Below are 19,465 nucleotides of genomic sequence, written 5' to 3'. Positions count from 1 at the left end.
GTTCGGGACGGCACCGTCGCGGGTGAACCTCGCTCAGCGTTCGACGAGCGGGTCGTGACCCAGGTCCAGCAGGGAGTGCCGCCAGCTGTCGTCGGCGTTGCCGCGCGACGGCTTGGCGTCCATCAGCTCGCGGATCCGCTCGACCGCCTCCCGCATCACCTCGATGTCCTCCGGGGTGAGGTCCACCTTGCGCTTGTTGAGCACCTTGAGGATCTCCCGGCCGGGCTGGGGCAGGTCGAGGTTCGGGTTCGGGCTGAACGACTCCTCCCCCGAACCCCGGGTCAGCAGCCAGGTCCGCAGCTGCTCCGACGGGACGTTGACCTCGGCGTGGAAGTCCTCCCAGAGCACTTCCACCTCGGGGTCGAGCCGCGCTTCGCGTACCATCAGGTCTCCTCTCCGGGCGGCGGCCCGGACGTCTCCGGGTCGTCCTTTTCGGTCTTCGGATGCAGGCCCTCCGCGGGCACCCGCGTGCGGCGGGGGTTCGCGGTGGGCGGCGCCAGGATCGGGTCGGGATGGTCGTCCTCGTCCCGGGGTTTCCCGGACTCCGCGGGCTGGTGCGGGTCCTCGTGGTCGTCCCTTCGCGCCGACCCGCTCATCGCGGGTGTGTGGTCGTGGCGGCGGTGTACCCCCGCTCGCCCGCGGTCACGTCGAAGGTGAGCGCGCCGTCGCGGACGTCCACCGTGACCTTCTGCCCCGGCGAGATCGCCGACTCCAGCAGCATCCGAGACAGGTGGTTGTCCACCTCCCGCTGGATCACCCGGCGCAGCGGGCGGGCGCCGAACTCCGGCTGGTAGCCGTGCTCGGCGAGCCAGTCGATGCCGGCGGTGGTGAACTCGACCTGGAGGTCCTGGGCGTGCATCCGACGGCGGGTCTCCTCCAGCAGCAGCGCGGTGATGTCGCGCAGCTGCTCGGCCTCCAGCCGGCGGAAGATGATGACCTCGTCGATGCGGTTGAGGAACTCCGGGCGGAAGTTCTCCTGCAGGCGGCGCATGAGCCGTTCCCGCAGCTCGTTGCTCTCCTGCTCGCTGCCCACGTCCCCGGTGCCGAAGCCGACCGAGCGCTGGGCGCCGGTGATCAGCTCGGAGCCGAGGTTGCTCGTCATGATCAGGACGGTGTTCTTGAAGTTCACAGTGCGACCCTGGCTGTCGGTTAGCCGCCCGTCGTCGAGCACCTGGAGCAGAATGTTGAACACATCCGGGTGGGCCTTCTCGATCTCGTCGAGCAGCACCACCGCGTACGGGCGGCGACGTACCGCCTCGGTGAGCTGACCGGCCTCCTCGTAGCCGACGTATCCGGGCGGAGCGCCAACCAGCCGGCTGACAGTGTGCCGCTCCTGGAACTCGCTCATGTCCACCCGGACCATCCGGTCGGCCTCGCCGAACAACGCCTCGGCCAGGGCCCGCGCCAACTCGGTCTTGCCGACGCCGGTCGGGCCGAGGAACAGGAAGCTGCCCATCGGCCGCTCCGGGTCGGCCAGCCCGGCCCGGGAACGGCGTACCGCCTCGGCGACCGCGGTGACCGCGTCGTCCTGACCGACCACCTTCTGGTGCAGGTGACCCTCCAGGCGCAGCAGCCGGTCGCGTTCCTCCTCGGTGAGCTGGCTGACCGGGATGCCGGTGGCCCGGGAGACCACCTCGGCGATCTCCTTGGGACCGACCTCGGGCACCTGGGAGCCGGACGAGCCGTCCTCGCCGTTCGCGCGTCGGATGTCCTCCTCCAGCTCGGAGATCCGGTCACGCAGCGCGGAGGCCCGCTCGTACTGCTCGTCGGTGACGGCCTGTTCCTTGTCCCGGCGTACCTCGTCGAGTTCCTGCTCCAGCTCGCGCACGTCGGACGCGGGGGTGCGGGTCCGCAACCGCACCCGGGCACCGGCCTGGTCGATGAGGTCGATCGCCTTGTCCGGCAGGAACCGGTCGGTGACGTACCGGTCGGACAGCTCGGCGGCCGAGACCAGTGCCTCGTCGGAGAAGCGCACCTGGTGGTGGGCCTCGTACCGGTCGCGCAGCCCGCGCAGGATGGCGATGGTGTCGTCGACGCTGGGCTCGGGCACCAGCACCGGCTGGAAGCGCCGGGCCAGGGCGGCATCCTTCTCGATGCTCTTGCGGTACTCGTCCAGCGTCGTCGCGCCGATCACCCGCAGCTCGCCGCGGGCAAGAGCGGGCTTGAGCATGTTGGACGCGTCCATTCCGCCCTCGCTGCCGGCACCACCGGCCCCGACCAGGGTGTGGATCTCGTCCATGAAGATGATCAGCTCGTCCCGGTGCGCCCGGATCTCGTCGATCACCTTTTTCAGCCGTTCCTCGAAGTCGCCCCGGTAGCGGGTGCCGGCGACCAGACCGGCCAGGTCGAGCTGGACGACCCGCTTGCCGAGCAGGGTCTGCGGTACGTCGCCGTCGCAGATCCGTTCGGCCAGCCCCTCGACGATGGCGGTCTTGCCGACACCGGCCTCGCCGATCAGCACCGGGTTGTTCTTGGTACGCCGGGACAGGATCTCGATGGCCTGTTCGATCTCGTCGGCCCGGCCGACCACCGGGTCGATCTGGTCGTTGCGGGCCAGGTCGGTGAGGTCCTGCCCGTACTGGTCCAGGGTGGGGGTGCCGCGGTCCGGCTTCGGCCCGTTCATCGGCCCGCGCTCGGCGTTGGCGGCCTGCAACGACTCGGGTTGGATCCGGCCGGCGGCCAGCATCCGCCCGGCGGGCGACTCCGGGTTGAGCGGCAGCGCCATCAGGATGTGCTCGGGGCCGATGTAGTTGGCGCCCATCGCCCGGGACAGCTGATGGGCGTCGAGCAGCGCCCGCTTGGCGGCGGGGGTCAACGACAGGTTGGGCGGCACCTCCCCGCGCGGGGCGCCGTCGCCCTTTCCGCCGAGGGCGTTGAGCAGGGTGTCCGGGTCGGCGCCGGCCCGGCGTACCAGGTCACGCAGCGGTTCGCGTTGCAGCGCCGCCCAGAGCAGGTGGTCGGTGTCCAGGTCGCTGCTCTGGCGCTGGGCGGCCCGCCGGGCCGCGTCGGCCAGCATCTCCCGAGCGTCGGCCGTCATCAGTCGGGTGATGTCGACCCGGTGCGGTGGCCGGCGCCCTCCCTCGCCCCGGCCGAAGTACCTGGCCAGGAATTCGTCCCACGGGTCGGAGCCGATGTCACCGGGTCCCATCATGTCTGTCCTCCGCAGTCGGGCGCGGCACGGTCGGCAGGGGCTACCCGGCGCGCGCCCCGACAAACGCCGCAGGTGGTGGAGCACCGGCATTCCGGGAGTGGCGTCCGGCCGGGGGCGGCCGATGGTGGCAGGCTGACGGGATGACTGAGACCCCGCTGCTGATCGTGGACGGCGCCAACGTTGTCGGCTCCCGCCCGAACGGGTGGTGGCGTGACCGTGCCGGTGCCGCGGCCCGGTTACGCGACTCGCTCGCCCCGGTGGCGACCGTCGGGCTGCCCGCCCGGCTGACCGCCCCGGTGGAGGTGGTCCTGGTGGTCGAGGGGGCCGCGCGGGACGTGCCGGGCACCGAGGGCGTTCGGGTGGTCTCCGCCGCCGGCTCCGGCGACGACACGGTGGTCGAGTTGGTGGAGGGCGCGCCGCTGCGTCGGCGGCTGGTGGTCACCGCCGACCGGGAGTTGCGTGGGCGGGTGACGGCACTGGGCGCCGAGGTGTACGGCCCGCGCTGGCTCCGGGAGAACCCGACCAGCAACTGAGAAGTTCTCGCACTGGGACTCCCACAGATCGGACTCCCGGCACTTCCGAGGGCCTTCCGGACAGGCGGGCAGGAACACCGACAGGGCGGATGTTCTTTCGGAACCGCCGATAGGCTCTAATGGAGATCTCCCCGCCCCCAGGAGGTTCCGCCGTGGCGAGCGTCGCCGAGCTGAAGGCTGCCATCGATGTCGCCCTCCAACAGATCGGGGACGGGCAGACAGCCGTGCAGGCGGCCGGCGAGAAATTGTCCGAGGCACAGCAGACCCTGGCCGGGGCGCTGGAGGGCAGCGGGCACGAGACGGTCGAGGCGGCCCAGGCGTCGCTGACCCAGGCCAGCCAGGAGCTGGAGGAGTGTCTCGCCGCGACACTTGTCGCGGTGGAGCAGGCGCAGCTCTACGTCTCCACCCTGTAGGCCGCCATGTCCATCATCGAGGATGTCGGCGGGCAGGTCCGTGCCGCCACCGAGGAGTTCCCGGTGGCCCTGCTCGGGCAGGCGCTGGAGAAGTTCGGCCTGGCCGCGGAGCGCCTGCGCTGGGTCCGACAGGAGTCGGCCAACCCGATGGGGGTGCCCGAGCTGTCCGCTGCCACCGAGCACGCCGAGAGCGCCGGCTACGCGCTGCGGGTGGCGCAGGAACAGCTGTCGGCCTACCTGACGGCGATCGGGCTCGGCGCGGACGGCGCCCCGGCGCCCCGCCCTGAGCAACGCGCTCCCCGACACGACACGCCACCGGCGTCCGGGCCCACCGCGGTCGCGCCGGAGCCGGCCGAGCAGGTGCGAATGCGCCGCTGGTGGTCGGTGCGGGTGGCCGAGCTGACCGGCGGGCGCGAGGGCACCGACGACGAGCCCGACGAGCGGGTGGACGACTCCCAGGAGTTGCTGCGCCGGGTGGTGGGTGGTGTCCGCTCCGGCGACCGGGACCGGCTCCGCAAGGAGCTGCGCCGGGCCCCGGCCGACGTGGGGCTGGGCATGGCGGCGCTGGCGCCGCCGCTGCTGCGCGAGCTGGCCGGCGAGCTGCTCGGGCACCCGCCGCGCGCCACCGACCTCGGGCGGCTGCGCGGCGAGTTGGACGGGCGGGTCCGCGACCTGCTGCCCGGGCTGCCGCCGCCGGTGTTGGAGACGCTGCTGACCCGGATGTGCCGAATGCCGCCGCCGCGCGCCTCCGGGGAGCCACCGCACGCCGCCGACTCCGCGGTGACCGCCGGGGTGGCGACCGGGCTGCTGCTCGCCCGCCTCGGCCGGGACCTGCCGGCCGGCGGCGCGAGAGAACCGGCGGGCGCCAGAGAACCGGTGGGGGCCGGACAACCGGGCGGCGCGGGGCAACCGGCGCGGGCCGGGCAACCGGTGGGCGCGCAACAACCGGACGGGACCGGGCGTCCGAGCGCGGTTCCCCGCGCCGGCGGTGCGGCCCAGCGGCCGGGCACCGCCGCCGCGCAGCGCTCCGGTGGCCTGCCGCCGCGCGCGGATGGGCTGCCGCCGCGCGCGGATGGGCCGCCGCCGCGCCCCGGTGGGCTGCTGCCGCCGCGCTCGGGCAGCCCCTGGCGGGACGCGCCGACGCGTCGGGGCTCCGATGGCTGACCGGCGCGGTCAGCTGGCCAGCCGGGTCCGGGACACCCTCGCCGAGGCGTTGGGCGCCACCCGTACCCGGCTGTCCGCCGCCCAGGCCGACCTGACCGCCGGGCGGGAACGACTGGCCCGGGTGCAGCGGGCGGCGGCCGCCGTACCGGCGCGGGTGGGCGCCCAACGGGACCGCCGCATCGCCGAGATCGACGCCCGCTACTCCACCCGGATCGCCGAGCTGGCCCGGCGGGCCGCCGACGCGGCCCGCCAGGAGGCGCCCGGCTGCGCGGGAGCCGACTGGGCCGGATGGACGCCGACGCCCGCCCGCCGGGCCGAGCCGCCCGGCGCGCTGCGGGTCGGCACGGTCCGGATCGACGGCGTCGACCCGGTGCCCGCGCTGGTGCCGCTGCTCGACGCCGGGCACGTCCACCTCTCCGGAGACGACCGCGCCGGCTGCGACGCGGTGGTGTCCGCGTTGCTGCTGCGGGCCGTCGGCCGCGCCGACCCCGGGGCGGTACGACTGATCGGGTACGACCCGGATCAGCTCGGCGGCGGACTGGCCGGGTTCGCCCCGTTGGGCACGGCGGGGCTGCTCACCTTCGTCGGCCCGGGCGGGCTGGGCCCGCTGCTGGACGACCTGGTGGAGCAGATCCGCCGGATCAACGAGACGGTCCTCGCCGGCGAGTACGCGTCGCTGCGCGAACTGGCGGCGGCGACCGGCCGGCGACCCGAGCCGTGGCGGGTGGCGGTGCTGCTCGGCGGGGAGGAGCTGAACCGGCACGAGCGCGGGCAACTGGACCGGGTGGTGCGGGCCGGCGCGGCCTGCGGCGTACACCTGGTGGTGCACGGTGTGCCGTTGCCGGAGGATCCGACGGTGACCCGGGTGGTGGCCGGGGTGTCCGGCGCGCGGATCGGCGGTTCGGCCGGGCTGCCGGTCCGGCTGGACCCACCGCCACCGGCAACGCTGGTCACCGAGACCTGCCGGGACGTCGCCGCCCGGGTGAACGCGGGCCCCCCGCCGACCCCCTTCACCGACCTGCTGCCCCCGCCCGAGCTGATGTGGCGGGAGGACTCCGCCGACGGGCTGACCGCGCCGATCGGTGAGGGCGCACAGGGCCGGCCGGTGCGGTTGACGCTCGGCGACTATCCACCGCACGCGCTGATCGGCGGGCCGTCCGGCACCGGCAAGACCAACCTGATCTTCGCGTGGATCGGCGCGCTCGCGGCCCGCTACTCCCCCGCCGAGCTGGAGTTCTACCTGCTGGACTTCAAGGAGGGGGTCTCCTTCGCGCGGTTCGCGCAGGGCCGGCGCGACCCGAGTTGGCTGCCGCACATGCGGCTGGTCGGCATCAACGTCAACACCGACCGGGAGTTCGGGCTGGCGCTGCTGCGCTTCCTCGCCGAGGAGTTGCGCCGACGCGCCGACGCGGCCAAGAAGCACGAGGTGACCAAGCTGGCCGAGCTGCGGGCGGTCGACCCGACCGGGCACTGGCCACGCATCGTCGCGGTGGTGGACGAGTTCCAGATGTTGCTGGCAGGCCGGGACGTGGTCGCCCGGGAGGCGGCCGACCTGCTGGAGGACCTGGCCCGGCGCGGCCGGTCCCAGGGCATCCACCTGGTCCTGGCCTCGCAGGACGTGCGGGGCATCGAGGCGCTGTGGGGCCGCCCCGCGCTGGTCGCCCAGTTCACCCTGCGCATCGCGTTGCCCAAGGCGCTGCGCATCCTCGCCGAGCGCAACGACGCGGCGCAGTCGCTGCCGCGCTGGCACGCGGTGGTCAACGCCGAGTCGGGCATGGTGGAGGGCAACGAGGTGGCCCGCATCCCGTCGGCCAGCGACTGGGAGACCTGGAGCGGGTTGCAGCACCGGCTGTGGCGGATGCGCGCCCCCGACGCGGCGCCCGCCCGGCTCTTCGACGGCGACGCGATCCCGCGGCTGTCGGACGCCCCGGACTTCCGGGCGCTCGCCGTACCGCCCGACGGGACCGCGCCGCGCAACCCGGTGGCGCTGCTCGGCGAGATCATCGACGTGCAGTCCCGCTCGGCGTCGCTGCGGCTGCCGCGTGCCCCGGGCCGCAACCTCGCGGTGCTCGGGACCCGCGTCGACGAGGCGTGCGCGGTGCTCGACGCGGCAGCCCGGTCGCTGGCCCGTCAGCACCCGCCGGGGACCGCCCGGTTCTCCATCGCCTGCCTCGACCCGGACGCCGACCCGATCGCCCGCGCCCTCTACGACGACCTGGCCGACGACGCCGCCTGGTACGACGAGGAGACCGTCGGCGAGCTGATGGCCGAGACGGCCGACGGGCTCAGTGGCCCGGGAAGCCCGCACTACCTGCTGCTGTTCGCGGTCGACGCGGCAGCGGGTGCGCTGGCCGCCCGCGCGGGTCGGCGTACCGGCCTGGAGCAGCTGCGCCGGATCATGCACGACGGGCCGGAACGACGCACGCACGTGTTGGCCTGGTGGCGGGGTGTGGCCCGGATGCGCGCCGATCTCGGTGGGCCGGCCGCCCGTACCGACCAGATCGGCGCCTGGGTGGCCCTGGACGCGCACGGCGGCGAACTGGGCTCGTCGCTCTACCCGGGCACCGGCGGCCCGGACTGGTATCCCCGCCCCTGGCGGGGGCTCTTCTTCGACCGGGCGGTCCACCGCACCGGACAGGTGATCATCCCGTATGGACCGACACGATGAACGAACCGGTGACCAGCGAGACGTACGCGGCGCAGTTGCGGCGGCTGGCCGACCTCACCGCGCGGGTGCGCGAGCAGCGGGCCGAGGCGCACACCTGGCACGAGCGGCAGTGCGCTGCCGCCGAACGGGCCGTCGCCGACGCGACCGAGCAGCTCCAGAGCGCCGAGGAGGAGCTTGTCGCCGCCCGTGAGCAGCAGGAACGGGTCGACGCCGAGGTGGCCCACCTGTGGCAGCAGGTCCGCTCGCGCCTCGGCGCCCGCCGCCTCGGCGGCCCGCCCGCCCCGGCGAACGGCGTCGGGGCCACCGACCCGGTACTGCTGCTCGCCAAGGCCCGTGACCTGCTCGACCGGGCCGGGCAGCCGGGCGAGCTGCCGGGCTCGGTCAACCCGCTGCTGGCGCTCTGCGGGGTGGCCGGCGGTGTGCTGGCGTACGCGCTGGGCGCCGGCGCCCGGGCGCTCGGCGTCGGGTACGGCGGCGACCTGGCGGTCGGACTACCGGTGCTGGCACTGGTGGTGACGCTGCTCGGGCCGTTGGTCGGCCTGGTGCCGGCCCGGGTGCTGGCCGACCGCCGACACGCGGTGCTCGGCCCCCGACCGATCACTGTGGTCCTCGGCGCAGGTCTGCTGACCACCGTGCTGCTGCTGATCCTCGGCCGCTGAACGGTGATCGACTCGGTTTCCTGAAACCGCGCTGTCCCGGCCTACCGGACACCGCGGCTTCCTGAAAACCGGGGCCGCTGGCTCAGGCCGGGACGAGCACGGCCTCGCGGAGCAGCCGGCGGGTCAGGGTGACCCGGTCGGCGTCGTCGGGCAGGCCGGGCAGGTCACCGACCCGCGTGACCACGCCGTCGAGCAGGGCGCGGGCTGCCGGCTCGCAGCTCGCCGGCAGCGTGATGGTGCGGTCGAAGAGCCGCAGCGCCACCGTGTCCGCACCGTGCGGCACCAACTGCCAGCGCAGGCCGGGCCGCACTGTGACCCGGGAGTCGGCGTCCAGGGTGGCCAGCGCGTCGGCCTGGGCGAGCGGTCGGATCGGCGCCGGGCGGGCGGCTGGCCAGGCCCGCTGCCGCAGTCGCGCGGCGACCGCGCCCGGGTCGGCGCGCAGCAACCAGTCCCGCAACGCCTCCACGGTCTCGGTCAGCTCCGGCTCGATGGCGTCCGGGTCGGCGACGTCTGTGCCGAACGGCAGGCTGGCCCGCAGCCGCTGGTCCTCGGCGGCCAGCGCCAACAACTCCTCGACCAAGGCGTAGCGGGTGAGCGCGCGGATGCCCACGGTCAGGTGCAGCGAGCTGGCGTCCTGCGCCTGCGCGCTGTGCAGCCACCCCCGAGGCAGGTAGAGGGCGTCACCGGGGGCGAGCACCACGTCCAGCGCGGCCTCACCTTGCGCGGTGGCACCGACCTCGTCGGCGCGCCCACCCCAGGGTTGCTTCTCCAGCGGGTCGGGCAACACCGGCGGGTGGATCCGCCAGTGCTTGCGGCCGTCAACCTGGAGCACGAACACGTCGTGGGTGTCGTAGTGGGTGGCGAAGCCCTGGCTGCCGGCCGGGGTCAGGTAGGCGTTGATCTGCAACGGCTGGTTGAGCGCGAGACCCAGGTCGCGGGCGAAGTCGACGAGCGGCGGCCAGATCCGGTGCAGCCCCTGCAACACCAGGGTGGCCCCGGACGCGTACTGCTCCAGGACCCGCTCGTCGAGCACCTGGTCGCCGATCTCCGCGCCCGCGCCGCCGCCGCCGGTCCAGCGCGACGCCGCGACCAACTGGCCGTCCCTGGCGACACGCAGGAACGGGGTACGCAGACCGCGCCGGCTCAGCAACTCGTCGGCGTCGGCGGGGCTGAGCAGGTCGGTGAAGCCGGCCGGGTCGGGCAGTTCGGCGGCGCGGGACAGCAGCGGGGTGTGCCCCCAGTGCGCGGCGGCGAACTTGGCCGGTTCGACCGAGACACAGCGGGCCAGCGCCGCGGTGGCCTCGGCGGACGGAACCGCCGGGCGGCCGTCGTGGCCGCCCGGCGGGTCGAGGTAGGTCATGGCGTGCCGCTACCGGGCGCTGCCGTCAGCGCCACCGTCCTGCTGACCCGGGGTGGCGCCACCGTCGGCGGGGCCCTCCGCGCTGCCGTCGGCGCCGCCGTCGTGCTGACCCGGGGTGGCACCGCCGTCGGCGGGACCCTCCGCGCCGCCATCGGCGCCGCCGTCGTGCTGACCCGGGGTGGCACCGCCGTCGGCGGGACCCTCCGCGCCGCCATCGGCGCCACCGTCGTGCTGACCGGGGGTCGCGCCGCCGTCGGCCGGACCCTCCGCGCCGCCGCCGCCGGTGGTCTGCATGTCGTCATCGTTGAGTGCCATCGGTACTCCCTCGGGTGTGCCGCCCCGCCGTACGCCGGGGTCCGTCGTGCTGCGGGTGGTACCCCACGCGCGATCTTCTCTAACCCTCACCGTAGACGCCGAACCGGGGCGACACGGGCAGTTCGCGAGCGGCGGCGGAGAGTGCCAGGATGGGGTGGTGATCCTGGTGGGCACGTCCGGCTGGCAGTACCGGGACTGGCGCGGCCGCTTCTATCCGCAGCGGCTGCCGCAGCGGCTCTGGCTGGAGCACTTCGCGGCCGGGTTCGCCACGGTCGAGGTCAACAACGCCTTCTACCGGCTGCCCGAGCGGGACACCTTCGCGGCCTGGCGGGCGCGCACCCCGGCGGACTTCTGCGTGGCGGTGAAGATGAGCCGCTACCTCACCCACATCAAGCGGCTGCGTGACCCGGAGGAGCCGGTGGCCCGCTTCCTCAGCCGGGCCACGGCGCTCGGTGACCGGCTCGGCCCGGTGCTGCTGCAACTGCCACCGAACCTGCGGGCGGACGCCGAGGCGCTGGACGCGACGCTGCGGCTGTTCCCGGCGCAGGTGCGGGTCGCGGTCGAGCCCCGGCACCCCTCCTGGTGGACCGACGCCACCCGGGCGGTGCTGGAACGGCGTCGGGCCGCGCTGGTCTGGGCGGACCGACTGGGCCGCCCGGTCGCCCCCCGTTGGCGCACCACCGACTTCGGCTACCTGCGGCTACACGAGGGGCGGGCGCGGCCGTGGCCCCGCTACGGTCGGGCCGCGCTGCGGTCCTGGGTGGGCCGGCTGACCGACGCCTTCAGCGCGGACGAGCCGGCGTACGTCTACTTCAACAACGATCCGGGAGGCGCCGCGATCGTGGACGCGGTGGCGTTCGCCGCGCTGGCCCGGCGGGCCGGGCACCCGGTGTCGCGGGTGCCCACCTCCGCCGAGGCTGCCGACGACTGAGCCCGCCCGACAGCGGTCGGACGGGCTCGCGGTGTCAGGCCGTCACGGCATCATCGTGGCGAGGTCCTTGGGCATGGTGTCCTTCACGTCCTGCCACTCACCCTGGGTGACGTGGCGGCGCAGCGTGTCCAGCACCACCTGCGTCACCCGCTCCGGACCACCCTCCGCGTCGTACGGGAAGCCCTGCCGGACCTCGTAGAGGAAGTCGTCACGGTTGAGCTTGATCGGCACGTCGGACGGCACCCAGCCGTCGAAGTAGATGCCCCGCACCAGCACCGGCAACTGCTGGGCGAACTCCACGCTCTCGTCCACCGGCAGCCGGTCGCGCAGCAGGTGCAGCACCGTGCGCAGGGCCGCGTACGACTGGTTGCGCCGATCCTTCGGCCAGCCGTAGGCGTTCTCGATGTCCTTGAGAATGAGGTTCGTCTTGTCCAGCGAGGACTCGAACGCTGAGATCATCGAGTCAGCCATCGGTCGACCCCCGTTCCGTGGCGTCCCACCGTCGGTCGTCGGCGCGGCGCGGCGGCCCCACCGGGCCACGGCGGGCCCGCACCGGGCTGCCCTGCGGGGCGCGCCGGGCGTTGTCGGCCGTGCCGACCACGTGCAGGACGGCACCACGCCGTCGATCCGTCACCACTCGAACCGTCATCCCCGTCACCTCCGTGTCGTCTCCGGCGTCGGCCGTCCACTGGGGCGGCCGAACCCACCGCGTCCACCCTCCCCTCGGGGCGGGTGAGACGGCCCCACCCGGATCGGGTGAGGTCAGCCGGCGTCGAGGAGACCCGCGAGCGTCTTCGCGTTGGTCTGCGCGTAGTCGCGGTAGCAGTTGTTCATCAGCACGTGGGTCTGCCCGGCCTCGTCGGCCAGCTCACGCAGCTTCGGCGCCCAGTCCGCCAACTCCCGCTTGGAGTAGTGGTACCCGAACTTCTCGTGGATGTCCTTGCTGGTCCACTTGTCGCTGTGCCCGTGGAAGCGCATGACCGCGAGGTCCGCCGTGGCGGCCAGCACCGGGGGCAGCGACGAGCGGTGGCCCTGCGGCATGTCCACGCAGACGTACGGCAGTTTGTGCTCGCGCAGGAAGGCCAGGGTCTCGTCGGCGTTGTCGCCGTCGAACCAGGAGGCGTGCCGGAACTCGTACACCGGGCGCAGCGGCGCGCAGCGCTTCGCCACCTCCAGCAGGTACTGCTTGTTGGCCCGCTTGATGGTGAACCAGGGTGGGAACTGGAACAGCAGCGCGCCCAGCTTGCCGGCCTCGACCAGCGGGTCCAGCGCGGACAGGAAGCGTGTCCACACCTCCTCGTACGACTGCGCGGGCAGGTCGTCGGGGTAGACGTTCTTCTTGTCGGTCTCCGGGCGCAGGTCCTTGTAGAGCGCGCTGACCCGGGTGGGGTGCCCGGTCAGCAGGCTGAACGCCTTTATGTTGAAGGTGAAGCCGGCCGGGGTGCGCTCGGCCCACAACCGCGCGGTCGCCTCGGCGGGCGGCGAGTAGTAGGTGGCGTCCACTTCGACCAGCGGGAACTGCCGGGCGTAGTAGGCCAGCCGCTTCTCCGGGGTGTCGGCGGTCTGCGGGTACCACCCCGAGTCCAGCAGTGTGCGGTCGGTCCAGGACGCGGTGCCCACGAGGATGTCACCCATGGTGGAAGTCCATCGCGTCGCGGACCGACCGGCAACCGCTGGAGTGGCTCAGGCCGCCCGCCGCTCGCGAGTCTGCTTGCACGTCACACAGGTGGTGGCGGACGGGAAGATCTCCAGCCGCTCCACCGGGATCGCCGCCGAGCAGCCCTCGCACCAGCCGTAGGTGCCCTCTTCGAGCCGGCCGAGGGCGTGCTCGTACTGGGCGCGGCGGTCGAGGATGGTGCGCAACAGGGACTGGGCGGTGTCCCGCTCGGCCGTCTTGGTGCCGCTGTCGGCCTGGTCGTCGCCGGCGGTGTCGCCGACCTCCACCAGCCGCAGCACCTGGCTCTGGAGGACCGCCTGGTCGTACTCGGCGGTCAGCTCGTCGTAGCGCGCCTGGAGCGACTGTCGGATCTGGTCGATCTCCGTCTGGGACCGGGTCGTACCGACCGTGTCGTGGACGAGCATCGCTGCCTGCCTTTCCTGGGCCTGTGGCTCAAGGTGAACCGGGTGCCGGCGGCGTGGGGCCCCGGTCACGGTCGCGTTCGGTACGCGGGCGGTCACCCGCGCTCTGTGAGCCGGGCGAGTACCCGCCGGATCCGCCGTGCAAACCGACAAGTTTTCGGTTGTTGTCAGTCGTTGCCGCCGGGCTCCACGAGCGCCGGTCGGCGGGGGTCGTCGGCGCGTACCACGACGTCGGCGAAGCTCGCCGGGACGACCTCCTCGGCGTACCGGTCGAAGGCCGGCAGCGCCCACTGCTGGGCCGGTTCGGTGCGTCGGCGCAGCGCTGCCGGGGACAGCTCCAGGTGGACGGTCACGTCGAAGGGCAGGCCGCCGCCGAGCAGCAGCGAGCCGCTGACCAGGACGACGCCGCCGGGTGCGAGATCGACGTAGCGGGCGCGGCTGGCCCGGTCGGCGTCGGCGTCCCAGAGCGACGGGAGCAGCCGGCCGCTGCCGCCGGGACCGGCCGGGTCGAGCACCTCCCGGCGCAGCCCGGCCTCGTCGACCCAGGCCTCGTAGAAGGAGTCCGGGTTGGTGCGCCCCAACTCGAAGCGCAGCGACGCGGGGCGGAGGAAGTCGGTGGCGCGGACGTGCAACACCGGGTGGCCCTGGGCGCGCAGCGGGTCGACCAGCGCTGCGGCCAGTTCGTCGGCACCGGCGGCGGGGGCGCCGTCCACGGCCACCCGCAGCCGCGCGGGCCCGGCGGAGGCGCTCGCGGCGCGGGTCGCCGCGTCGGCCAGCCGGCCGGTCAGCTCGGCGACGAGCAGGTCGGGCGAGATGGGGCGGATGCGCACCGGACCATCCTGCCGTGCGCCGGGCGCGTCGGTGCCGCCGGTCAGCCGCTGCGGTCGATGGTCACCCGGGCGTCGTCGGCCAGTCGGTAGCCCACACCGTAGACGGTGGTGACCAGCGGGACGTCCACGCCGACCTTGCCGCGCAGCCGACGCACGTGCACGTCGACGGTGCGTACGCCGGCGTGCTCGTAGCCCCAGACGGCGTTGAGCAGTTGCAGCCGGGTGAACACCCGGCGTGGGTGGGCGACCAGGTGCAGCAGCAGGTCGAACTCCAGCCTGGTCAGCGGCAGCGGCTCCTCGTCGCGCAGCACCGAGCGCGACGAGGCGAGGATGTGCAGGGCGGGGATGGTCGAGCTGATCGGGCGGGCCGGCGACCGGCTGGCGGGCGCCTGGTCGGGGCGGCGTTCGGCCGGGACCGAGCCGATGATCACGCCTTCGCCCCGCTCCAGCATCTCGCGAGCGGCCTCCAACAGCCGACGTGCCGCCGGGGTCAGCGACTCCTCACAGGCCAACGGGATGGACAGCGTCACGGTGAGCACGGGCGCGGCGGTGTTCGCCGGGCGGCGCTGCCCGCCGGGAGGTCGCCCGGGCACCGCGGGTTGGGACGTATGCCATCCGGCGCGCGACGAGGCGGGGCTGACCGACATGGTCCTCCTTGGGCTGGTCCGGGTATCTCCCCACGGCCCGGGACGCCGCTTCATCGATGCTTCCCGGCGCCTGGGCGAGGGTCAAGAGGCGGCTGCGTTGCATGAATGTGACAATTGACGAACACATCGGAGCCAGGTGCTCGCTCTGCGTACGAGGCCTGATGATTACAGCAGAGTCGTCGAGATGCCCCGTTACGGGGGTCCCCGACCGGTTCACCAGGCGGTCACATCGCCGCCGGACCAGCGCTCAGCTGCTGTGATCCACGCTGATCGGGGCCTCGTCGGCCAGCCGGTAACCGACGCCGTAGACGGTGGTGACCACCTCGGAGCCGGCCAGCTTGGCGCGCAGCCGGCGGACGTGCACGTCCACCGTCCGGGCCACCGCGTGCTCGTAACCCCAGACGCTGGAGAGCAGTTGCAGGCGGGTGAAGACGCGGCGGGGCCGCTCGGCCAGGAACAGCAGCAGCTCGTACTCGATGCGGGTCAGCGCGATGACCCGGTCACCCTGGCGGACCATCCGGGAGCCGGCCAGGATGCGGACGTGGTCCGCCTCGGCGGGCGGCGCGGCAGGGCGCGGAGCGGGTCGCGGCCCCGACGCGGCGTCCTCCACGGCACGCAGTTGACCCTCCCCCGACTCGGCCAGCTCGCCGAGCAGCTGCACCAGCCGGGCCAGCCGGGGGCTCAACGGCCCGGGGACGAGGTCGAGGGTGATGGTCAGGGTCGGGCTGGTGCGCGGACGGGCCGGCGGGCGCACGCCGGGGTGGCGACGCGTGGGGATGGCGACGACGGACATGGTGCCTCCTGAGTGGCGGTACGCCCGCCACGCCGGGTGTGGCGTGACGGTCAGTGGCGCGCCCAGCCGGCGTTGACCGGGGACGCGAGGGGAGAGGGATGGTGCAGTGGGGTCGGGCCGAGGGCCGGCAGGCCGGCGATCCGCCAGGCCGCGAACCCACCGACCACATCTGTGGCCCGGTGCAGGCCGACGTCCTGCAGCGCGGCGGCGGCCAGCGACGAGGTGTAGCCCTCCTGGCAGAGGATCACCACCGGCACGTCGTAGTCGACGGCGTGCGGCAGGCGGGCCGGGCAGCGTGGGTCGAAGCGCCACTCCAGCACGTTGCGTTCGACGATGAGCGAGCCCGGCACCACGCCGTGCGCGGCCCGCTGCGCGGCCGGACGGATGTCGACCAGCAGCGCACCGGTCCGGTACGCCAGGTGGGCCCGCTCCGGGTCCAGCCGGCGCAGCCGGGTCCGCGCGGCGGCCAGGATCTCGTCGATGCCCCGGGAGCCCGGTGGCGGCACGGGGACGGGACAGTGCTCGGCGGTTGTCTGCATTCTCGGGTTCCTTCCGGTGACAGGGGGTTCTCGGTGCGCGCGGCTACCAGGACCGGCCGGCCTCGGCGACCTCGGCGACCCGCAGCCGCCCGTCGACGAGGTGATAGCGGGTCATCCGCAGCAGCGCCGGCCGGTAGACGTGCACGCTGACCGCCGGCGCCGAGCCCCGGTTGGTCACCTGGTGCACGTGCCGGGGGCCGAAGCGGCGGGCCGCGCCGGCCGGCAGCAGTCGGGGGCGTAGTCGACCGGCGCTGACCGTCTCCTCGGTGAGCACGCCGCTGACCACCCGGAACGCTCCGGAGGAGCCGCCGTGGTCGTGCAGGTCGGTGCCCTGTCCGGGCAGCCAGCTCAGCGCCCACACCTCGTGCTCGTCGCTGACGGCGAGGCGGGCGTACCAGCGCTCGGCGGGATCGAAACGCAGCGCGACCGGCCAGCCGGCCGGGTCGGCCCATCCGGCGGCGACGGTGAGCAGGTCGGGCTCCGGACGGTGGTGCGTCATGGCGGTTCCTCGCGGGTCGTTCGGCGGGGTACTCTCGTACTCTAGACGGCAAAGCCTATAGGTTTAGTAGGTAATTCCGCCTGTTGGGACACGGGTCACCAGCACGGGTGAATCAGCGCAGCACCGGCGGGTCCGCGCGGTAGCCCGGCAGCGAGGGCCACCGCACGGTCAACACCACCGACGCGCGCTCGGCGAACCAGGAGTGGTCCACCCCACGGGCCCACACCACGTAGTCGCCCGGCGCGGCCAGCCGTACCGTCCGGTCCGGCAACTCCACCCGGAAACACCCCTCGACGAGTACGAGCAGAGTGGTGCGCACCTCACCGGTCGCCCACCGCGACCGGGCCTGCCCGGGCGGGTGCACGCCCCACTTCACCTCGACGTCGGTGCTGTGCCGGATCTCCCCCTGCGGCGCGAAGTGCCCGAGCAGCCAACCCGCGTTGGTGGCGCCGTCGACGCCCGCGTTGCCCACGTACACCGTCTCATCCATCGGACCTCCCCCAGCGCGCCGGCCGAGCAACCTATCAGGACCGGTGCGACTAATCTGGACCGGTGACCGAGGACCTCGACGCCGAGACGCTGGCGTTCGCGCACCGGATGTTCGACCTGGCCCGAGCAGGCGCCACCGACGAGCTGGCGGCGCAGATCGACGCCGGCCTGCCGGTCAACCTCACCAACGACAAGGGCGACACGCTGCTCATTCTGGCCGCGTACCACTCCCACCCGGACACGGTGGCCGCCCTGCTCAGCCGCGGCGCCGACCACACCCGGGCCAACGACCGGGGTCAGACCGCGTTGGCCGCGGCGGTCTTCCGCAGCAGCACCGAGGCGGTCCGCGCGCTCCTCGCCGCCGGCGCGGACCCGGCACACGGCAACCCGTCGGCGATCGAGACCGCGCGCTTCTTCGACCTGCCGGAGATGACGGAGCTGCTGCGCGTCGGCTGACACCGGCACGGCCGGCCGGTATACAGGGTCGGTGGAAGATCCTCTGCCGGAGCAGATGCGGGCCGCCGGCACCGCGTTGCTGACCGCGCTCGACCCCGCCGCCCGTGAGAGCGCCGTGCACTCCTTCGACGACGAGGCGGCCCGACGCTGGCTGGAGTACCGGCCCCGACCCCGACCGGGCGTCTGCCTCGCCGAGCTCGACGTCACCGCCCGCAAGGCCGCGCACCGGTTGCTGGCCACCGCGCTCAGCCCGTCGGCGTACGCGCAGGCGATGGCGATCATCTCGCTGGAGGAGGTGCTGGACCGGGCCGAGGGCTGGCAGCGCGGGCGGCACAGCGCCGACTACTGGGTGGCCGTGTTCGGCGACCCGGCGCGCGACGACCGCTGGGCGTGGCGGCTCGAAGGGCACCACCTGTCGGTCAACATGACAGTGGTGGACGGTCAGGTCTCCCCCGCACCGATCTTCTTCGGCGCCAACCCGGCCGCGGTCCGCTACGCCGGCCGGCCGGTCTCCCGCCCACTCGGTGTCGAGGAGGACCTGGCCCGCGCCCTGCTCGACGCCCTGGGCCCGGCCGAGCGGGCCGCCGCGATCATCGCCGACGAGGCCCCGGCGGACATCATCAGCGCCACCCGTGGGCGGGTCGACGCACCGCTGGAACCACTCGGCGTACCGGCGGAGCGCCTGGGACCGACCGGCCGCGCACTGCTCGACCAGGTGGTCGCCCTCTACCTCGACCGGCTGCCGCCCGAGCTGGCCATCCGGGAGGCGGCTCGACTGGACGCCGGCCCGCTGCACTTCGCCTGGGCCGGCCCGACCCACCCCGGCCGGCGGCACTACTACCGGGTACAGGGCGACGACCTGCTGATCGAGTACGACAACACCACCGCGGACGGCAACCACGCGCACACCGTGCTGCGCCGCCCCGCCAGCGACTTCGGCGCCGACGTCCTAGCCACCCACCACCAAACCCACCCCCACTAACCCGCCCCCGCCCCCCGCTCCCGCCCCCCGCCCTCGCCCCCGCTCCCGCTCCCGCTCCCGTCGATCTTGCAGTTTCGATGGTCGAATTGCCCTGGTAGACGGCTTTCGCGGGTGCCGAAAGCGCAAGATCGGCGGAGGCGGGTGTCCGTCAGGGGCGGGTGGCCTCGATGAGGAAGCGTTGGGCGTGGGCGACGAACGGGCCCTCGTTGGCGATGCGGTGGTGCAGGTCGCGCAGTGGTGCGCGGTAGCGGTCGACAGTGAACCCGGGCACCGTCCAGATCACCTTGCGCAGGAACCAGACCACCGCGCCGATGTCGGCGAAGGTCGCCCGCAGGGTGGCCCGACGCAGGTCGACCACCCGCAGGCCGGCGGCTTCGGCGGCGACGACCGCGTGCTCGGGGTGCCGCTGGGTCGGCGGCGGCAACGGCCCGAGAATCGCCTCACTCAGCTCCCGCATGGTGCCGGCCCCGATCTGCTGCGACAGGAACCTCCCGCCCGGTCGCAACACCCGCGCCGTCTGAACCCAGTCGGTACGCACCGGATGCCGACTGACCACCAGGTCGAACGAGGCGTCGCGAAACGGCAGCGGCCCGTCCGGCGCGACCGCGACCACCGACGCGCCGACCCGACGCAGGGTCCGTCGGGCGACCTCCACGTTCGGCGGCCACGCCTCGGTCGCCGTCAGCAGCTTCGGTGGACGCGGCACCTCGGCGAGCACCTCCCCGCCGCCGGTGTCCACGTCGAGAGCCGCGTCGGCGTGCGCCATCCGGTCGGCGACCAGCCGGGCGTAACCCCAGGGTGGACGCTCCTCGGTGGCCCGGCCGGCCAGCCAGCCGAAGCCCCAACCATCGACGGGCGCGGCGGCGGCCTCCGCGATCAGGTCCTCGGCGTCACGCTCAGCGGTCATGCCGGTCAGCCTCGCGGCCGGTCACCCGGGCGGCAACTGATTTGCCGCCG

At 73.9% G+C, this 19,465-nt stretch carries 24 protein-coding genes; 8 read left to right on the top strand and 16 right to left on the bottom strand.

All coding sequences use genetic code 11. The annotated features are described in order from the left end of the window. Nucleotides 1–33 precede the first annotated feature (33 nt). Genes ACQRWP_RS09375 through ACQRWP_RS09365 form a run of 3 tightly spaced genes read right to left on the bottom strand, consistent with a single transcriptional unit; the run spans nt 34 to nt 3,151 of the window. Complete coding sequence (locus tag ACQRWP_RS09375) at nt 34–384, bottom strand: DUF3140 domain-containing protein (protein ID WP_091408434.1); 351 nt, start codon at nt 382–384, stop codon at nt 34–36. Then, nucleotides 384–596 carry a hypothetical protein gene (locus ACQRWP_RS09370; protein WP_430501760.1) on the bottom strand — a complete coding sequence of 71 codons (213 nt, stop codon included), beginning with the start codon at nt 594–596 and terminating at the stop codon, nt 384–386. The genes ACQRWP_RS09375 and ACQRWP_RS09370 overlap by 1 nt, the downstream gene beginning before the upstream one ends. Next, a complete protein-coding gene (locus ACQRWP_RS09365; RefSeq protein ID WP_430501758.1) occupies nt 593–3,151 on the bottom strand; it encodes an ATP-dependent Clp protease ATP-binding subunit in 2,559 nt (852 codons plus the stop codon). Before ACQRWP_RS09365 ends, ACQRWP_RS09370 begins: the two co-directional genes overlap by 4 nt. 140 nt (nt 3,152–3,291) lie before the next feature. Here ACQRWP_RS09365 and ACQRWP_RS09360 point away from each other — a divergent pair, with 140 nt between their 5' ends. From ACQRWP_RS09360 to ACQRWP_RS09340, 5 genes are all read left to right on the top strand, one after another. Beyond that, nucleotides 3,292–3,684, top strand: coding sequence for a hypothetical protein (locus tag ACQRWP_RS09360; protein ID WP_430501757.1), 393 nt, complete (start codon nt 3,292–3,294; stop codon nt 3,682–3,684). 152 nt (nt 3,685–3,836) lie between these two features. Continuing rightward, nucleotides 3,837–4,097, top strand: a complete 261-nt coding sequence (locus tag ACQRWP_RS09355; protein WP_030332749.1) for a hypothetical protein — start codon at nt 3,837–3,839, stop codon at nt 4,095–4,097. A 6-nt stretch (nt 4,098–4,103) separates the two neighbouring features. Continuing rightward, a complete protein-coding gene (locus ACQRWP_RS09350) occupies nt 4,104–5,261 on the top strand; it encodes a hypothetical protein (protein ID WP_430501755.1) in 1,158 nt (385 codons plus the stop codon). Next, on the top strand, nt 5,254–7,929 hold the full coding sequence (locus tag ACQRWP_RS09345) for an FtsK/SpoIIIE domain-containing protein (protein ID WP_430501753.1): 2,676 nt from the start codon (nt 5,254–5,256) through the stop codon (nt 7,927–7,929). Before ACQRWP_RS09350 ends, ACQRWP_RS09345 begins: the two co-directional genes overlap by 8 nt. Further along, nucleotides 7,926–8,588: a hypothetical protein gene (locus ACQRWP_RS09340; RefSeq protein WP_396718629.1), complete on the top strand. Its 663-nt coding sequence runs from the start codon at nt 7,926–7,928 to the stop codon at nt 8,586–8,588. Before ACQRWP_RS09345 ends, ACQRWP_RS09340 begins: the two co-directional genes overlap by 4 nt. 82 nt (nt 8,589–8,670) lie before the next feature. On the opposite strand, the gene ACQRWP_RS09335 is transcribed toward ACQRWP_RS09340, so the two are convergent. Further along, the gene (locus tag ACQRWP_RS09335) at nt 8,671–9,948 is read right to left on the bottom strand and encodes a cupin domain-containing protein (RefSeq protein ID WP_430501752.1); all 1,278 of its coding nucleotides are present in this window, start codon (nt 9,946–9,948) and stop codon (nt 8,671–8,673) included. 9 nt (nt 9,949–9,957) lie between these two features. Continuing rightward, nucleotides 9,958–10,263 carry a hypothetical protein gene (locus ACQRWP_RS09330; RefSeq protein ID WP_357258145.1) on the bottom strand — a complete coding sequence of 102 codons (306 nt, stop codon included), beginning with the start codon at nt 10,261–10,263 and terminating at the stop codon, nt 9,958–9,960. A 157-nt stretch (nt 10,264–10,420) separates the two neighbouring features. Here ACQRWP_RS09330 and ACQRWP_RS09325 point away from each other — a divergent pair, with 157 nt between their 5' ends. After that, nucleotides 10,421–11,194 carry a DUF72 domain-containing protein gene (locus ACQRWP_RS09325; RefSeq protein ID WP_430501750.1) on the top strand — a complete coding sequence of 258 codons (774 nt, stop codon included), beginning with the start codon at nt 10,421–10,423 and terminating at the stop codon, nt 11,192–11,194. Between the two features lie 42 nt (nt 11,195–11,236). Here the strand turns inward: ACQRWP_RS09325 and ACQRWP_RS09320 are convergent, their stop codons facing one another. From ACQRWP_RS09320 to ACQRWP_RS09275, 10 genes are all read right to left on the bottom strand, one after another. Next, complete coding sequence (locus ACQRWP_RS09320; protein WP_238679119.1) at nt 11,237–11,665, bottom strand: DUF2267 domain-containing protein; 429 nt, start codon at nt 11,663–11,665, stop codon at nt 11,237–11,239. Then, nucleotides 11,658–11,843: a hypothetical protein gene (locus ACQRWP_RS09315; RefSeq protein WP_430501748.1), complete on the bottom strand. Its 186-nt coding sequence runs from the start codon at nt 11,841–11,843 to the stop codon at nt 11,658–11,660. Before ACQRWP_RS09315 ends, ACQRWP_RS09320 begins: the two co-directional genes overlap by 8 nt. Before the next feature lie 113 nt (nt 11,844–11,956). Beyond that, nucleotides 11,957–12,829 carry a DUF72 domain-containing protein gene (locus ACQRWP_RS09310; RefSeq protein ID WP_112587446.1) on the bottom strand — a complete coding sequence of 291 codons (873 nt, stop codon included), beginning with the start codon at nt 12,827–12,829 and terminating at the stop codon, nt 11,957–11,959. A gap of 48 nt (nt 12,830–12,877) precedes the next feature. Next, on the bottom strand, nt 12,878–13,276 hold the full coding sequence (locus tag ACQRWP_RS09305) for a TraR/DksA family transcriptional regulator (RefSeq protein WP_091408390.1): 399 nt from the start codon (nt 13,274–13,276) through the stop codon (nt 12,878–12,880). A gap of 164 nt (nt 13,277–13,440) precedes the next feature. Continuing rightward, a complete protein-coding gene (locus ACQRWP_RS09300) occupies nt 13,441–14,103 on the bottom strand; it encodes a uridine kinase (protein WP_430501746.1) in 663 nt (220 codons plus the stop codon). A 41-nt stretch (nt 14,104–14,144) separates the two neighbouring features. Then, the gene (locus ACQRWP_RS09295; RefSeq protein WP_238672145.1) at nt 14,145–14,750 is read right to left on the bottom strand and encodes a winged helix-turn-helix domain-containing protein; all 606 of its coding nucleotides are present in this window, start codon (nt 14,748–14,750) and stop codon (nt 14,145–14,147) included. 247 nt (nt 14,751–14,997) lie between these two features. Then, the gene (locus ACQRWP_RS09290) at nt 14,998–15,543 is read right to left on the bottom strand and encodes a winged helix-turn-helix domain-containing protein (RefSeq protein WP_430501744.1); all 546 of its coding nucleotides are present in this window, start codon (nt 15,541–15,543) and stop codon (nt 14,998–15,000) included. A gap of 50 nt (nt 15,544–15,593) precedes the next feature. Next, nucleotides 15,594–16,082, bottom strand: a complete 489-nt coding sequence (locus ACQRWP_RS09285) for a rhodanese-like domain-containing protein (RefSeq protein WP_430501743.1) — start codon at nt 16,080–16,082, stop codon at nt 15,594–15,596. Between the two features lie 43 nt (nt 16,083–16,125). After that, entirely contained in the window at nt 16,126–16,581 is a 456-nt protein-coding gene (locus ACQRWP_RS09280; RefSeq protein WP_430501742.1) for a cysteine dioxygenase, read from the bottom strand. Nucleotides 16,582–16,693: 112 nt separating this feature from the next. Further along, nucleotides 16,694–17,071, bottom strand: a complete 378-nt coding sequence (locus ACQRWP_RS09275; protein WP_430501741.1) for a signal peptidase I — start codon at nt 17,069–17,071, stop codon at nt 16,694–16,696. A 107-nt stretch (nt 17,072–17,178) separates the two neighbouring features. Between ACQRWP_RS09275 and ACQRWP_RS09270 the strand changes: the two genes are divergently transcribed. Continuing rightward, nucleotides 17,179–17,526 (top strand): ankyrin repeat domain-containing protein, encoded by a 348-nt coding sequence (locus tag ACQRWP_RS09270; RefSeq protein WP_430503165.1) that lies wholly within the window; start codon nt 17,179–17,181, stop codon nt 17,524–17,526. A 31-nt stretch (nt 17,527–17,557) separates the two neighbouring features. After that, nucleotides 17,558–18,508 (top strand): DUF3500 domain-containing protein, encoded by a 951-nt coding sequence (locus ACQRWP_RS09265; protein ID WP_238679108.1) that lies wholly within the window; start codon nt 17,558–17,560, stop codon nt 18,506–18,508. Nucleotides 18,509–18,656: 148 nt separating this feature from the next. Here the strand turns inward: ACQRWP_RS09265 and ACQRWP_RS09260 are convergent, their stop codons facing one another. Next, nucleotides 18,657–19,415, bottom strand: a complete 759-nt coding sequence (locus tag ACQRWP_RS09260; RefSeq protein WP_430501739.1) for a class I SAM-dependent methyltransferase — start codon at nt 19,413–19,415, stop codon at nt 18,657–18,659. Nucleotides 19,416–19,465: the final 50 nt, after the last annotated feature.

Source organism: Micromonospora trifolii (assembly GCF_050516465.1).
Classification (GTDB): Bacteria; Actinomycetota; Actinomycetes; order Mycobacteriales; family Micromonosporaceae; genus Micromonospora; species Micromonospora trifolii.
Note: the sequence above shows the minus strand (reverse complement) of the source record. Positions and strands in the feature narration are given on the sequence as shown.